This is a genomic window from Paenibacillus sp. WG02 (assembly GCF_055396115.1).
Window position 1 is genome coordinate 3,629,352 of record NZ_AP036016.1, and the last position, 15,416, is coordinate 3,644,767.

A 15,416-nucleotide genomic window follows, 5' to 3' on the forward strand; every position below is an offset into this window, starting at 1 on the left:
GATTCTTAATGATGAATGTGTTAGCCAGTTGGATTTCTACGATATATGCGGTCTTAGCTGTGGCGCCGTTTATTACGTTTATCCTTTTGTGGTTTCTTGTTTTTATGTTTCTTAGAGATAAGAAGATGACAACGAGACTAACCATGGACGTGACGACGTTATTTCTACTAGGCTCCGTTTCATTGATGTGGAATCAATTATTTCATACGAATTTTGGTTTCTGGCTAATTGCGCTCGTGCTGCTTATCGCTTTTGGGATCATTGGTGGTTATCAGACGCATTTGAAAGGAAAAACCGAATTATTAAAGGTCAGCAGGGTAGTTTGGAGACTTAGTTTTCTGGGTCTATCAGCACTTTACATCCTGTTATTTTTTCTGCATATCGGGAAAAGCTATATATTTTCGACCTAGTCAAGACGATTTTGTGGAAAAAATGTGAATAAATCAATTATTAGCGTATGTTTGTAATATTTATTTAAGAATTGTAGAAAATAACAATGAAATCCGTCTAGATTTTATTGACCGATGGTTGTATAATTAGAAACCGTAAAGGACCTTTTTCTTCATATTATTTTAATAAAGGTGAATTAAAATTTTATCTTAGTTGAATGAGAATGAAAATTAGTTCTGGACAAAGCATGGTTATATGTTATAATTCCTTGCGTAGAGTCTAGTAAATTTTTTTACCAGAGGTTGGAGTCAGATATACTAACATGTGTGAAGCGGTTTCATTTATTTTTGGGTTAAAGGTGTAAGGTTTATGTAAGTAAAACTATCAAAAACACCTAACCATAGATGTTTAGATACATATTTTAAAGGAGGAGTTTATATGAAAGCGACAAAATGGGTTTCTACAGCAGTAGCATTAACGCTTATGGGTAGTGTGGCAATTGGTTGTGCCAAAAAAGAAGAACCAACAGCATCACCAACTGGGGATACTAAAGGTACAACAGCTCCTGCGGCATCTAACAAACCGCAAGAAATTAAAATCAACTTTACTGCAGAGCCACCTGTTATGGATAGCTCCAAAGCAACTGCTAATGCTGCTTTCACATTCATTAGCGCATTTAATGAAGGTCTTTATCGTACTGACAAAGACGGCAAAGCGACTCCTGGACTTGCAAAAGATTTCCCTAAAATTTCTGCTGACGGTCTAACTTACACAATCGACATTCGCGACAATGCGAACTGGTCAGATGGTCAACCAGTAAAAGCACAAGACTTCGTTTATTCTTTCAAACGTACATTAGATCCAGCAACAAAAGGGCAATATAGTTTCGTAGTAGCTTGGATTAAAGGTGGAGAAGCTGTAACGAAAGCAAAAACACCTGAAGATGTTAAAAAAGCTCAAGATGCTCTTGGCGTAAAAGCAATTAGCGACAAACAACTTGAAATTAAACTTGAGAAACCAGTTACCTTCTTTACACAAATGCTTGCGTTCGGAACTTTCTTGCCACAAAGAGAAGATTTCGTTACAAAAGCTGGTGATAAATATGGAGCAGAAGCAGATAAAGTTATTGGTGCAGGTCCATTTATTTTAAGCAAATGGGATCATGGCCAAACATTGGAACTTGTTAAAAACGAAAAATATTGGGATGCTGCTAACGTTAAGCTTACGAAAGCAACTGTCAATATCGTAAAAGATACAAATACAGGACTTAACCTATACGAAACAGATGCAGCTGATTTGGCTGAAATCAACCGCGATCAACTTAAACTTTATGCAGGTAAACCAGATAACTTGCCTAAACCTGAGTTGACTAACTCTTACCTAATGTACCAAACGAAAAAAGTTCCTGCCTTGGCTAACAAGAAAATTCGTCAAGCTCTAGGTATGGCAATCGATCGTCAAGCTTACGTAGATACAGTTCTTGCTAACGGTTCCGTAGCTTCCACAGGTTTAGTGCCTGGCGGTACTTCTGACGGTGCGGGCGGCGACTTCCGTAAATCTGCAGGCGATACTCAACCTAAGTTCGATGCTGCTAAAGCAAAACAATTGCTTGCTGAAGGTTTGAAAGAAGCTGGTTTAACAGCTCTTCCAAAAATGAAAGTGAACGCGGATGATACAGAAACTGCGAAAAAATCACTTGAGTTCATCCTTGCGCAATGGAAACAAAACCTTGGATACGAAGCAGAAGCGAACCCAGTTCCGCATGCATTGCGTATCGAGTTGTCTTCCAAACATGACTTTGATATCGTTCTTTCCCTATGGGGAGCGGATTACAACGATCCAATGACATTCTTGGATATGTGGGTAACTGGCGGAGAGTTTGATGAAGGCGACTACAGCAACCCGCAATATGATACACTAGTTAAGCAAGCTCAAACAGAAATTGATCCTTCCAAACGTGCGAAAGCTATGATTGAAGCTGAGAAAATCCTGATGGATGATCAAGGTGTAGCACCACTTTACTTCCGTACTCGTGCTTACTTGAAAAAGCCTTCAGTTAATGGTTTGATTCTTCCATCATTTGGTCAAGAATGGGAATTGAAATGGACTTCAATTAAGTAATCTAAAGATTCCTATTTAAGTTGTTGCAGAAGGGGCCGTTCGCACCTCGTGGGAGCGGCCTCTTCTAAATTTCTCAGCAGTTTAATTTTAATAAAGGAGGAGCATTATGGTTAAGTTCATTCTTCGCCGTTTCTTATATGCGCTTATTACGTTATGGCTTATTGCATCATTCACATTCGTATTGATGAAAAACTTACCAGGTAATCCACTAGGAGAAGGCGCCGAAAAGATTCCTAAGGCTACGAAAGAGATGCTGATGAAGCAATACGGCTTAGATAAGCCACTATGGGAACAATACTTGACATTCATGAACAACATCATCCATGGCGATCTAGGAGCTTCCTTTCAATTCCCTGCTCACAAAGTTACTGATATTATCAAACAAGCATTTCCTTCTTCACTAGAACTCGGGTTGATCTCTATCGCTATTGCTATTATTGCAGGTCTTACTTTAGGGATTATTGCCTCCTTGAAGCATAATAAAGCAGGCGATTACACGGCAATGTTTATCGCGATTCTGGGTGTATCTATCCCATCCTTTGTTCTTGGTCCATTGCTTTCTTATTATATCGGTGTAAAATGGGGTATTCTTCCTGCAGGTTTATGGAAAGGTCCAAGTTATCGAGTTTTACCAGCGCTTGCGCTTTCTTTCGGAACGATTGCCATTTTGGCACGCTTAATGCGTACATCTATGTTGGACGTACTCAACCAGGATTATATTAAGACTGCCAAATCCAAAGGTTTAACCAATTTTACTGTTGTTGTTAAGCACACGATTAGAAATGCTATCCTACCAGTTATCACGATTATTGGTCCAATATTTGTAAACGTAATCACAGGTACGCTAGTAGTTGAACAAATTTTCTCCGTGCCAGGCTTGGGTAAGCACTTTGTATCATCCGTTTATTCCAACGATTACACCATGATCTCTGGATTAACGATTTTCTATTCAAGTATTCTTATCTTAGTAATCTTTATCACAGACGTAGTGTATGGCTTTGTAGACCCTAGAATTCGTCTTGGGAAAGGCGGGAAATAAATCATGCAAACACCAAATAATGCAACTGAGAATAACTACAAGTTTGCTCCCGTTTCAAATAAATCTTTAACTGGCGAAAAAATTGTTAGACCTTCGCTCAATTATTGGCAGGACGCATGGAGACGACTTAAGAAAAATAGACTGGCTATGGCTGGCTTAATTATATTGGTTGCCTTGATCGTATTAGCGATTATTGTACCTTTTGTTTCAAGCTACGATTATCAGACGCAAAACTTAAAAGTAAAAAATGTGGCTCCAAGTGGTGAACACTGGTTCGGTACAGACGACTTTGGCCGCGATCTTTGGACCCGTGTATGGTGGGGAACACGTATCTCCTTATTTATCGGGATTATTGCAGCTTTAATTGATTTGGTTATCGGTGTTCTTTATGGTGGTATTTCTGCGTACTATGGCGGGAAAGTTGATGAAGTAATGCAGCGTACGATTGAAATCGTCTATGCGATTCCTTTCTTGTTGATCGCGATTCTACTCATTATGGTTATCGGTTCCGGTATTTCATCTATTATTTTGGCTATGGCAATAACGGGTTGGGTTCCAATGGCACGTTTGGTGCGCGGTCAAATGCTCACGTTGAAAGAGCAAGAGTTCGTGCTTGCATCACGTACACTTGGTGCATCTCCAATGAGAATTATTATGCGCAGTTTGATTCCTAATGCGTTAGGTATCATCATCGTGCAAATTACCTTTGTTGTTCCAGCCGCTATCTTTACTGAAGCGTTCCTTAGCTTCATTGGTCTTGGTGTTAAACCGCCGCTTGCATCGCTGGGTAACTTGCTATCTGACGGCGCCAACTATATCCGTTTATATCCGCATCGCCTGATTTTCCCGACTATTGTTTTCAGCTTGATTCTATTAAGCTTCAATTTACTCGGCGACGGGCTTCGTGATGCGCTTGATCCAAAAATGCGCAAGTAAGAAGGGGTGAATAATGATGAGCACCAATAACAATTTACTTGAAGTAAAAGATTTGAGAGTTTCTTTCCGGACGTATGCTGGGGAAGTTCAAGCTGTTCGCGGCGTATCTTTTTCTTTGAAAAAAGGTGAAGTGTTGGCGATTGTAGGTGAATCCGGCTGCGGTAAGTCCGTTACGGCACAAACGCTCATGCGTTTAATTCCTACTCCGCCTAGTTATATAAAAAGCGGTTCTATCATGTTTGACGGGAAATTGGATATTACCAAACTTTCCAACAAACAAATGGAGAAAATTCGTGGATCCGAAATGGGTATGATTTTCCAGGATCCGATGACTTCTTTGAATCCGACGATGAAAGTCGGCGATCAAATCACTGAAGGTTTGATCAAACATGAAGGTTTGAACAAAAAGGCTGCAACAGAGAGAGCCATTGAAATTCTTAAGCTTGTAGGGATTAACTCCCCAGAGGGCCGTATTCATCAATATCCGCATGAGCTCTCCGGTGGTATGCGTCAACGTGTTATGATTGCTATCGCGCTTGCTTGCTCGCCGAAACTGCTTATTGCAGATGAGCCAACAACGGCTCTAGACGTAACGATTCAAGCGCAAATTATTGATTTGATGAAGACGATTTCTGTAAAAACGGACTCATCTATTATCTTAATTACGCATGACCTTGGTGTCGTTGCTGATATGGCACAGCGTGTTGTTGTTATGTATGCTGGAAAAATTATTGAGCAAGGTACAGTAGATGAAATTTTCTATGAGCCGCAGCATCCATATACATGGGGCTTGCTTCGTTCAGTGCCGCGTTTGGATACGAATAGTAATGAAGAGCTTGTACCAATTCCAGGTACGCCGCCAGATCTATTCGCACCTCCAAAAGGGTGTGCTTTCGCAGCGAGATGTCCATATGCGATGAATCATTGCTTGGAAGAAGATCCAGAGCATACATCGCTTTCTGAGACACACAGTGCCGCTTGCTGGCTGTTGCACCCAGATGCACCGAAGGTTGAACGTCCTGTAGGAGTGGGAGGTCATCAACATGTCTAAATCTAATCAACCTATTTTACAAATTCGGAATATGAAGAAGCATTTCAATCTTGGTAACGGCAAAGTATTGAAAGCTGTTGACAATTTCTCCATAGAAATTAACCGCGGTGAAACATTTGGTCTCGTAGGAGAATCCGGATGTGGGAAATCGACGGCAGGTAGAACGATTATCAAGCTTTATGATGCAACGGAAGGCGAAGTTATTTTCGACGGTGAAGATGTTCATAAGTTGAAGGGGAAGAAGTTGAAAGACTTTAATCGGAATATGCAAATGGTATTCCAAGATCCTTACGCTTCGTTGAACCCTCGTATGACGGTTGGAAATATCATTGCTGAAGGTATTGATATTCATGGTTTGTACAAAGGTGCTAAACGTAAAGAGCGCGTCATGGAATTGCTTCGCGCTGTTGGTTTGAACGATGAGCATGCCAACCGTTTCCCTCATGAATTTTCCGGTGGTCAGCGTCAACGTATTGGGATTGCCCGTGCGCTTGCAATTGAGCCGAAATTTATTATTGCGGATGAGCCGATTTCTGCATTGGACGTTTCTGTACAGGCACAGGTTGTAAACCTGTTCAAGAGATTACAGAAGGAAATGGGCTTGACTTACTTATTTATCGCGCATGATTTGGCGATGGTTAAGCATATTTCCGATCGAATCGGCGTTATGTACCTTGGTAACCTCGTTGAGGTGACGACGTCTGATGCTCTTTACGCGAAGCCGCTTCATCCTTACACACAATCACTGCTTTCTGCGATTCCGATCCCAGATCCGGAAATTGAGCGTACACGTGAGCGCATCATTCTACAAGGTGATGTACCAAGTCCGCTTAATCCGCCTAGCGGATGTCCGTTCCGCACACGCTGCCCACAAGCAATGCCGCAGTGTGCGGAATCGATGCCGCCATCCAAAGAAGTGGAACCAAATCACTTCGTAGCTTGTCATTTGTATTAAAATTATCCAGCCGTCCCCGCAGGGGGCGGCTTTTTAATGTTCAATTGTAATTTTTAAAAATACAGTTTTGACGATTGCTGACCTTACGTGTACAATCAAAGTATAGTCGTTTTATTTGGTATGAAGAGGAGACACTAGTCGCGTATGCAAATGGAAACTTTTCATTGGAAGAAAAATCAGAAGTTAGCGGAAGATTACATAGCTCAAACGGATAAAGCTAAAGCTTTATTTCCTTACCATTTTGGGAACATGGAAGACTGGCAGTCCCGAGTGCAATGGTTAGACGAACCAAAGGCTTCGCCTCAAGTTGATCGAGGGCACTTGGTGCAAGTTTTACAGAATTATAATGAGCGAATAGGGAATGCACAGGCTGCATTTGACCAAATCTCAGCATTGGCTGATAAGCGTACACTTGCCATTGTTGGTGGACAACAGGCCGGATTGTTCGGCGGTTCGCTGCTTGTTTTGTACAAAGCCATTACCATTGTTCAATTGGCTCGTGAATGGAGTGGGAAATTGCAACGCCCGGTTGTTCCGATCTTTTGGATCGCAGGTGAGGATCATGATTTCGATGAAGTTAACCATGCGTATACGCTATCGAATACTCAACAAATTGAGAAAATCAAGGTTGATCATCCGACAGGGCGACGTACATCTGTCAGTAGGCTGCCTATTGAACCTGATGCATGGAAAGAGGCCTTGACGGCGTTAGATCAATCACTGATGGATACAGAGTTTAAAGCTTCGCTAATGGCTAAGCTAGAAGGAACAACAGAGGATGGGGCAACATTATCTGATGCGTTTGCTCGTTGGATGGCCGTCCTATTTGGGGAATACGGGCTTGTCCTTATAGATTCTGATGAACCTTCCCTTCGAGCTTTGGAATCGTCTATGTTTGAGAAGCTGATCCTGAAGAATGAGGCGTTCTCGGGGTCTTTACTGAAGAGTCAGGATGCTGCCCAGCAGGCAGGATATGAGAGTCAAGCGGAAATAAGCAAAGACGGAGCAAATTTGTTTGTTTTTGCAGATGGACAGCGGCTGCTGCTGCATCGTGAAGGTGAACATTTTACAGATAAGAAGAAGGACCATAATTATACTAGTCAGCAGCTTCAAGATTTAGCATTAACATCGCCTGAGAATTTGAGTAATAACGTGATGTCGCGGCCTCTCATGCAAGAATTTTTATTCCCTGTTCTCGCTACTGTATTAGGGCCAGGGGAGATTGCATATTGGTCGCTTACGAAGCATGCTTTTGAACAGTTTGGCATGAAAATGCCGATCATTGCACCGCGTATGGAGTTTACATTGATTGAGGGTACAGTTCAGAAGCAAATGATCAAGTATGGTTTTACATTTGAGGACGTTCTTGAGCGCTATGAGCACAAGAAGCAAGAATGGCTGGATGCGCAAGATACATTGCGTTTGAATGAGCGCTTCGAAGCCGTAAAATCCGATTTTAGTGTGAACTACGCACCGCTTGTGGAATCCCTTGCCGCGATCAACCCCGGGGTAAAAAAGCTGGGAGAAACGAACATGGCGAAAATCCTGGAGCAAATCGAATTTTTGCGCAATAAAGCAGGAGAAGCTTATAAGACGCAATTCGATGCGTCGTTGCGACAATTAGAACGCATAAGACTAACGATATTACCGTTCGCCAAGCCGCAAGAAAGAGTGTATAATGGGTGTGCTTATATGAATCGGTATGGGAATGAATGGCTCCGAGATTTAGTTGAGACGCCGATTCCTGTGGACGGTTTGCATCGTATTTATTATTTATAGGAGGAAACGAAGATGACAACTGTAGAAAAAAGTATTGTTGCTGATATAACACTGGCACCTGAAGGCCACTTGAAAATTGATTGGGTTCAGGCTCACATGCCTGTTTTGAATCGTATTCGTGAGCAATTTGAGAAAGAGCAGCCATTTAAAGGCTTGAAAGTTGCTATTTCCTTGCATTTAGAAGCGAAAACAGCCTATTTAGCTAAAGTAGTAAAAGCCGGTGGAGCTGAAGTAGTAATTACGGGCAGCAATCCGCTATCTACCCAAGATGACGTTTGTGCAGCGCTGGTTGAGGACGGTATTACCGTTTTTGCGAAATACAATCCGAGTCCGGAAGAATACAAAGAACTGCTGATTAAAGCGCTCGAAACGAAGCCTGACCTTATCATTGATGATGGCGGCGATTTGGTTTCCATTCTTCATTCCGAACGGAAAGATTTGGCTGTACAAGTTCGCGGCGGAGCAGAAGAAACAACAACAGGTATTCTTCGTCTGAAAGCGATGGAGAAAGAAGGCAAGCTTGAATTCCCGATGGTTGCAGTTAACGACGCCTTCTGTAAATACTTGTTCGACAATCGTTATGGAACGGGTCAATCCGTTTGGGATGGCATCAACCGTACAACCAACTTGGTTGTAGCTGGTAAAACGGTTGTTGTTGTCGGTTATGGCTGGTGTGGCAAAGGTGTGGCAATGCGTGCTAAAGGGTTGGGCGCGAATGTAATTGTAACAGAAATTGATGCAATTAAAGGTGTCGAGGCCTACATGGATGGCTTTGCTGTAATGCCAATGCTGGAAGCGGCGAAATTGGGCGATTTCTTCGTAACGGTTACGGGTAACCGTGATGTGATTCGTGGAGAGCACTACAAAGTAATGAAAGATGGCGCGATTCTCTCGAATGCAGGCCACTTTGACGTTGAAGTAAACAAACCGGAACTTGAAGCAATGTCTTCTTCCAAGCGTACCGTACGACGCAATATTGAAGAGTACCAACTAACAGACGGTCGCAAAGTATACATTCTTGCTGAAGGACGTTTAGTTAACCTGGCTGCAGGCGATGGTCATCCGGCCGAAATTATGGATATGACGTTTGCGCTGCAAGCTATGTCCCTTAAATATGTAAATGATGAGTACAAGAAATTAGGCAAAACTGTTGTTAATGTTCCTTATGTGCTGGATGAGCAAGTAGCACGATTCAAGTTGGAATCCCTTGGAACTAGTATTGACTCTTTGACAGAAGAGCAGAAGATGTACTTGGACAGCTGGGCGGAGCATTAAGATTGAGGAGCCTTTTGGAGCTTGGGCGAGCTTCAAGAGCCTTGGAGAACCTTTCAGACCACTTTTAGAGTGGGTTGGAAGGTTTTTTCTTTTTTGCGGTATGACTAAAAAAAAGGATTTGTTATTGGCTGCGGATTAGCCGAGTCACATCAACAATTATTTGTTGATGTGACTCGGCGGTTTGCAACCTTTTCAAGTCAACCCCCGTTTATAGGGTGTATAACCTATATTTGGTAGCGAGGGGTTGGCAAGATGGGGGTCTTGAATAGCAAAGAAAACGATAGGTTCATGCGCCGCAGTATGGATGCTAACAAAACTAAGTGGAAAAGCTTTGAGCGGAAGCTTTCTCTCCTGTTAGCAACATGCATGTTAGTAATTAGTCTACTATCAGGCTGTAGTTCATCAAAAAGTGACTCGTCAGCGGCTTTATCCAAAGACATGAACATGGCTGCGACGAGCGACGCAGTAAAGACAGAATCTTCGCATGACGCTAAGTCCGCTGCTCCAGCTGCTGCAGCTGGAGGGAAAACCGCAGAGCTAGCGCCTACGGAAGTAAAAAATGCACCGATCACGGTCATGCCAGCAACGGGCAGCGATGAAGCAGCGGGATTTAATCGTAAGTTAATCTACCGAGCTAACTTAGTCATGCCTGTAGATGATTACAGCAAGGCTCAGACAGCCCTCCGGGACCTGGTAGCTCTTAGCGGAGCTTACATTCTGCAGTTTTCGGAAAATGCGAATACAGGGGAACGTGGCGGGACATACACGATAAAAGTCGCAGCCAATGGGTTTGTCTCCTTGCTAGATGGCTTGGAGAAGATGAGCCCGTCGCTCCAAAGGAACGTTCAAGGTCAGGACGTCACGGAGGAATATGTGGATCTTAATTCACGCCTCAAAGCAAAACAAATGGTAGAAACCAGACTACTGGGTTTTATGGAGAAGGCTTCAAAAACGGATGAGCTGCTTGCTTTCTCAAACGAGCTATCTAAAGTACAGGAAACGATTGAACAGATAAAGGGTCGGATCAGATATTTGGATCAAAATGTCTCGTACTCGACGATAGAGCTTCGTATGTATCAACAAACGGGTAATAAGCCGCTGTTGTCTGATCCTAATAAGTTAACACTAGAGGAACGCATTCAAAAAGCATGGAATTCTAGCCTAAATGTACTAGTTGCTGTCATGCAAGGTATTCTCGTTTTCCTAGCTGCTGCATTTCCGGTTCTCATCATTTGCCTGTTGATTGGCGTACCGATCTGGGTATTCAGACGCAAAAGAAATAAAGAACTGAAAGAGATGCGATTACAGCTCAAAGAGCAAAATGCTTCTTTAAACGCACTTGAAGATGAGAAACAAGGAGCAAAAGACGCAGAATAGACCTAAAATTGAAAATAATTTTGAAAATCCTGCTCTCGTAGCAGGATTTCTTTTATTTTTAGCGAATATTGATTCAAATGTGGTGGAAAGTGGTACAAAGTGGAGGAAAAGGGGGCGCCATGCTATGTTCATGGGTGAATATCAACATAGCATCGACGAAAAAGGCCGAATGATCATCCCGGCCAAGTTTCGTGAAGCCCTCGGCGACTCATTTGTCATCACCCGCGGTCTGGATCAGTGCTTATTCGTTTATCCGCAATCGGAATGGGCGATACTCGAGCAGAAGCTCAAAGCACTGCCGCTAATGAAATCAGATGCGCGTGCCTTCACTCGCTTTTTCTTCTCCGGTGCGACGGAGTGTGACCTCGATAAACAAGGTAGAGCGAACATTCCAGGTAACCTCGTGGATCACGCCAAACTTGAGAAGGATTGTGTGGTTATCGGTGTTTCCAACCGAGTTGAGATTTGGAGCAAGCAAATTTGGGAAAGCTATGCCAATGAATCCGAACAGTCATTCAATGAAATAGCTGAGAAACTCGTCGATTTTAATTTTGATTTATAGAGGCTTTACGAAGTCAGTTTTGCCAAGGCAAAACTTTTAGGAGGACACCAAGTGTTTCATCATGTGACGGTACTAAAGGAAGAATCTGTTGAAGGTTTACATATAAAGCCGGATGGCGTTTACGTGGATTGTACGATGGGAGGAGCAGGGCATAGTTCCCTGATTGCTTCTAAGTTAGGTCCAAACGGCTTGCTAATTGCTCTAGACCAGGATGATGTCGCTTTAGCTAATGCTCAAACCGTGTTAGCGCCTTACCTGGATCGCGTAAAAATAGTAAAAAGCAATTTCAGAGAGCTTGAGCAGGTACTCCAGAATGAGCCTAGAGCACTTCGAGATGGCAAACCGCAGGTAGATGGGATACTCTTCGATCTTGGCGTGTCATCTCCTCAACTGGATGATGGGGATCGAGGCTTCAGCTACAACCATGATGCAGAGCTCGACATGAGGATGGATCGTAGGGCGGAATTAACCGCCAAAACGATCGTTAATGAGTGGCCTGCTGACAAAATTGCGCGAATTTTGTTTGAATATGGCGAAGAGAAGTTTTCGAGGCGGATCGCAAGCGTCATTGTGGAAGCTCGGACCAAACAACCGATTGAAACGACTGGCGAGCTGGTAGAGCTGATCAAGGAAGGTATCCCTGCAGCAGCAAGAAGGACCGGCGGCCACCCAGCGAAGCGAAGTTTCCAAGCACTGCGTATCGCGGTGAACGATGAACTAGGAGCTTTTGAAGAAGCATTGGAGCAATCACTCCGTTGCCTAGCCCCTCAAGGCAGAGTTGCTGTAATTACCTTCCACTCACTGGAAGATCGCATATGCAAACAATTTTTTGTGAAAAACGTTGAAAAATGTACCTGTCCTTCGGATCTTCCATTTTGCGTTTGCGAGAAGACCGGAGTTGTCAAATTAGTAACACGAAAACCAATTTTACCAAGTGAACATGAGCTTGAAGTCAATCAAAGGGCAAGATCTGCGAAGCTGCGAATCGCTGAAAAGCTTTAAAGGTGAGACTTTGATCTCCGATCAAAGATCCCTATATTACCCCACAAAGTGAAGACAAGCTCTGAAGCTTATTCCTATTACTTTGAGAGGGCCCCAAATAAGCACAAGGGAGGAAATAAAGTATGCCATCTTACATCCAAGGCAATTTGGCTCTTGATCCAAAACGTTCGGCCCCAGCACCTAAAGTGAAAATAAGAGAAACAACAAAGGTCGTTTATCGCAATAAAACGTTGCCGACGCAAGAGAAAATGCTCTATTTATTCACTGTAATCCTTTGTGTCATTGTGGCGGGCGTTATTATCTGGCGTTACGCGGCCATTTATCAGATGAATGCTAATATCTTGAAAATGCAAAGTGAAATTCGTGAGATGCAAGCTCAGAACAGTGCTTTGAAGCAAGAAGTAGAGAAGCTGCAAAGTCCTGAACGTATGAAGGGTGAGGCAGTGCGGCTTGGGTTTAATTTAGGAGATGAAAAGAAAGTAAGTTTAGTCACTCCAGAGAAAACAAAATCAAGTTCAAGCAATAGCAAAAATACTAAAGTAGCTTCTAAACCGTAATGGGCAGGTATTTCATATGACAAAAAAAATTAAGTTGCGATCTTTGCTAATTGGAGGGTTCTTCACCCTTCTTTTTGTTGTCCTCCTATCTAAAGTCTATTGGATTCAAGTGGTAGAAGCTTCGTGGTTGCTAGACAAAGCCGAGAAGAGATGGGAAACAGATAAGACGATAAATCCGGTAAGGGGATCAATCCTGGACCGAAACAATAAAGTGCTCGCCGTGGAAGCAACGTCGTATACCATTGCACTTAATCCCAAAATGATTGATAGCTATAAAATCGCTGAGGATGTTACGCAAGGATTAGCGGAAATTTTGAAAGAATCGGATGTAACGAAGCCTACGCTTGTCAATAAAATCCGTGATCGCGTTACAAAAATGAAGCCGGATGGTACGGATTTTGCGGTCTATACGGAGATTAGAAATGAAGGTTGGAAGATTGAGAAAGAGAAGGCGGATAAAGTACGTGCATTAATTTCAACTCTTCAAACAAAACTCAAGTTAAACGCAAAAGCTAACGTAGGCATTACTATTTTAGAAGATAAGAAACGCTATTATCCAGGTGAAACGTTAGCCTCTCACATTCTAGGGTATACGAATAAAGAAGGCGAAGCGGCTATAGGATTAGAGCTTAAACTAGACCAAACCCTTAAGGGGGTTCCTGGAATGTTGAGCTACGAGAAGGACGGGAAGGGCGTTGAACTTCCTGATTCCAAGATCAATTTCAAGCCAGCGCAAGACGGAAACAATGTGCGTCTCACTATTGATAAAAACATTCAGTATTATTTGGAGACCGCGCTCTCAAAAGTAAATGACAAGTGGCACCCGAAGAGCCTGACGGCGATTGCTGTTGATCCGCAAACGATGGAAATTCTGGGAATGGCCAATACGCCTACTTTTAACCCTAATACCTATTGGACGATTAAAGATCAAAGTGATTTTAAAAATAATGCGATAGCTTCTCGTTATGAGCCTGGATCTACGTTTAAGGTTGTTACTCTAGCAGCTGCTGTAGAAGAGGGTTTATTTAATCCGAATGAAATGTACCAGTCTGGCAGTATTAAGGTTGAAGATAGAGAGCTTCATGACCATAACCGCGTTGGGTGGGGGAAAATATCTTTCTTAGACGGTCTTAAGCGCTCAAGTAACGTGGCCTTCGTTAAATTGGGTTATGAGAAACTAACTCCGCCTAAGCTGAAAGACTACATTACGAAATTTGGGTTCGATCAAAAAACGAATATTGATATGCCGAATGAAGTTTCCGGTTTAATTGATATGAAATATCCATCTGAATTTGCAACTGCGACGTATGGACAAGGAAAGGTCGTTGTTACAGCCATTCAACAAACAGCCGCTTATGCAGCGATGGCCAACGGCGGCAAATTGATGTGGCCTCACATTGTAAAGGATATCGTCGATCCGAAAACAGGGAAAAGCATTCAATCTTTCGCGCCGCAAGTGGTTAGGCAAGTCGTAAGTGAAAAGACAGCTAAACAGGTCACCGAATATTTAGAACAAGTTGTATCAGACCAAGATATTGGTACAGGCAAGCTTGCCTTTATGGAGGACTACCGTGTCGCAGGAAAGACAGGAACAGCTAACTTAGTCCTTCCTGGAGAAAAGACGTATTCCACGGATACATGGGTGATTTCCTTTATTGGATACGCTCCTGCTGAAAATCCTCGTATCTTAGTTACTTTGATCGCCGATCAACCTGATTTAGGCGGTAACTATCACTTAGGAGGGCAGGTATTAGCTCCTGCATTTAAAGAAATTGTTGGAGAATCGCTGCAGTATATGGGAGTTGCTTCGAATAAGCAAACCAAAATGGTCGCGAAGGAAGCCAATAAGCTTTCTGTGCCAAATTTTGCAGAAGTGACAGCAGAAAGCGCCAAAGCGACAGCGAAGGAGAGCGGTTTGTCAATTGAAGTTTTCGGTAAAGGAGCCAAGGTTGTGGATCAATTTCCGAAAGCAGGTACTGAAATTTTATCTACGCAACGAATATATGTTGCTATGCAAACTGTTGATGAAATGCCGCTTCCTAACTTGGTCGGTAGATCACTTCGAGATGCTGTTGAAGCCTGCTCCTTTTTTAAAGTAGACTGTCAAACCTCTGGTGAAGGATATGTCTCAGATCAATCCACTACGGGGGAAGGCGAGGGGAGAAGTGTGACTTTGCAGCTCAAACCATTAAGCGATAAATCAGCAGCTGCAAGTTCAGCAACGCCTACACCAACGCCAACACCAGCGTCGAATACGAAAACAGATGCGCAGCGATCTACAGCCAAAAAGACACCTTAATGGAGAGCTTGTTCTAACCCCTGTTTGTCCCGAATAGTCATGTTAGGAATGATCTTGACTTATTTGGGAAGGG

At 42.9% G+C, this 15,416-nt stretch carries 12 protein-coding genes and 1 pseudogene; all 13 read left to right on the forward strand.

Annotated elements, in window-relative coordinates:
- Nucleotides 1–8: 8 nt before the first annotated feature.
- Nucleotides 9–410 carry a DUF3397 domain-containing protein gene (locus ACBP55_RS16065; protein WP_464652766.1) on the forward strand — a complete coding sequence of 134 codons (402 nt, stop codon included), beginning with the start codon at nucleotides 9–11 and terminating at the stop codon, nucleotides 408–410.
- A 418-nt stretch (nucleotides 411–828) separates the two neighbouring features.
- Nucleotides 829–2,511 carry a peptide ABC transporter substrate-binding protein gene (locus tag ACBP55_RS16070; RefSeq protein ID WP_029196532.1) on the forward strand — a complete coding sequence of 561 codons (1,683 nt, stop codon included), beginning with the start codon at nucleotides 829–831 and terminating at the stop codon, nucleotides 2,509–2,511.
- Nucleotides 2,512–2,617: 106 nt separating this feature from the next.
- A complete protein-coding gene (locus ACBP55_RS16075; protein ID WP_029196531.1) occupies nucleotides 2,618–3,550 on the forward strand; it encodes an ABC transporter permease in 933 nt (310 codons plus the stop codon).
- Nucleotides 3,551–3,553: 3 nt separating this feature from the next.
- Nucleotides 3,554–4,486 carry an ABC transporter permease gene (locus tag ACBP55_RS16080; RefSeq protein WP_029196530.1) on the forward strand — a complete coding sequence of 311 codons (933 nt, stop codon included), beginning with the start codon at nucleotides 3,554–3,556 and terminating at the stop codon, nucleotides 4,484–4,486.
- Nucleotides 4,487–4,499: 13 nt separating this feature from the next.
- Nucleotides 4,500–5,537, forward strand: a complete 1,038-nt coding sequence (locus tag ACBP55_RS16085; protein ID WP_464652767.1) for an ABC transporter ATP-binding protein — start codon at nucleotides 4,500–4,502, stop codon at nucleotides 5,535–5,537.
- Complete coding sequence (locus ACBP55_RS16090; RefSeq protein WP_464652768.1) at nucleotides 5,530–6,492, forward strand: ABC transporter ATP-binding protein; 963 nt, start codon at nucleotides 5,530–5,532, stop codon at nucleotides 6,490–6,492. The genes ACBP55_RS16085 and ACBP55_RS16090 overlap by 8 nt, the downstream gene beginning before the upstream one ends.
- Before the next feature lie 144 nt (nucleotides 6,493–6,636).
- Nucleotides 6,637–8,271 (forward strand): bacillithiol biosynthesis cysteine-adding enzyme BshC, encoded by a 1,635-nt coding sequence (gene bshC, locus ACBP55_RS16095; RefSeq protein ID WP_464652769.1) that lies wholly within the window; start codon nucleotides 6,637–6,639, stop codon nucleotides 8,269–8,271.
- 12 nt (nucleotides 8,272–8,283) lie between these two features.
- Nucleotides 8,284–9,546 (forward strand): adenosylhomocysteinase, encoded by a 1,263-nt coding sequence (locus ACBP55_RS16100; RefSeq protein WP_029196526.1) that lies wholly within the window; start codon nucleotides 8,284–8,286, stop codon nucleotides 9,544–9,546.
- A 645-nt stretch (nucleotides 9,547–10,191) separates the two neighbouring features.
- Nucleotides 10,192–10,746: pseudogene (locus ACBP55_RS16105) on the forward strand (DUF4349 domain-containing protein); the annotation flags it as partial.
- 301 nt (nucleotides 10,747–11,047) lie between these two features.
- Nucleotides 11,048–11,485 carry a division/cell wall cluster transcriptional repressor MraZ gene (gene mraZ / locus ACBP55_RS16110; RefSeq protein ID WP_029196525.1) on the forward strand — a complete coding sequence of 146 codons (438 nt, stop codon included), beginning with the start codon at nucleotides 11,048–11,050 and terminating at the stop codon, nucleotides 11,483–11,485.
- 51 nt (nucleotides 11,486–11,536) lie between these two features.
- Nucleotides 11,537–12,487, forward strand: coding sequence for a 16S rRNA (cytosine(1402)-N(4))-methyltransferase RsmH (gene rsmH / locus ACBP55_RS16115; protein ID WP_464652770.1), 951 nt, complete (start codon nucleotides 11,537–11,539; stop codon nucleotides 12,485–12,487).
- Nucleotides 12,488–12,609: 122 nt separating this feature from the next.
- The gene (ftsL2, locus tag ACBP55_RS16120; RefSeq protein WP_029196523.1) at nucleotides 12,610–13,044 is read left to right on the forward strand and encodes a cell division protein FtsL; all 435 of its coding nucleotides are present in this window, start codon (nucleotides 12,610–12,612) and stop codon (nucleotides 13,042–13,044) included.
- 16 nt (nucleotides 13,045–13,060) lie between these two features.
- Complete coding sequence (locus tag ACBP55_RS16125) at nucleotides 13,061–15,343, forward strand: penicillin-binding transpeptidase domain-containing protein (RefSeq protein WP_464652771.1); 2,283 nt, start codon at nucleotides 13,061–13,063, stop codon at nucleotides 15,341–15,343.
- Nucleotides 15,344–15,416 lie beyond the last annotated feature (73 nt).

Bases quoted from the DNA above. Each gene is read 5' to 3' on its own strand.
- ACBP55_RS16085 (WP_464652767.1), top strand. From the start codon at position 4,500: ATGATGAGCACCAATAACAATTTACTTGAAGTAAAAGATTTGAGAGTT.
- ACBP55_RS16100 (WP_029196526.1), top strand. From the start codon at position 8,284: ATGACAACTGTAGAAAAAAGTATTGTTGCTGATATAACACTGGCACCT.
- ACBP55_RS16065 (WP_464652766.1), top strand. From the start codon at position 9: ATGATGAATGTGTTAGCCAGTTGGATTTCTACGATATATGCGGTCTTA.
- ACBP55_RS16070 (WP_029196532.1), top strand. From the start codon at position 829: ATGAAAGCGACAAAATGGGTTTCTACAGCAGTAGCATTAACGCTTATG.
- ftsL2 (WP_029196523.1), top strand. From the start codon at position 12,610: ATGCCATCTTACATCCAAGGCAATTTGGCTCTTGATCCAAAACGTTCG.
- ACBP55_RS16080 (WP_029196530.1), top strand. From the start codon at position 3,554: ATGCAAACACCAAATAATGCAACTGAGAATAACTACAAGTTTGCTCCC.
- bshC (WP_464652769.1), top strand. From the start codon at position 6,637: ATGCAAATGGAAACTTTTCATTGGAAGAAAAATCAGAAGTTAGCGGAA.
- ACBP55_RS16090 (WP_464652768.1), top strand. From the start codon at position 5,530: ATGTCTAAATCTAATCAACCTATTTTACAAATTCGGAATATGAAGAAG.
- ACBP55_RS16125 (WP_464652771.1), top strand. From the start codon at position 13,061: ATGACAAAAAAAATTAAGTTGCGATCTTTGCTAATTGGAGGGTTCTTC.
- ACBP55_RS16075 (WP_029196531.1), top strand. From the start codon at position 2,618: ATGGTTAAGTTCATTCTTCGCCGTTTCTTATATGCGCTTATTACGTTA.
- mraZ (WP_029196525.1), top strand. From the start codon at position 11,048: ATGTTCATGGGTGAATATCAACATAGCATCGACGAAAAAGGCCGAATG.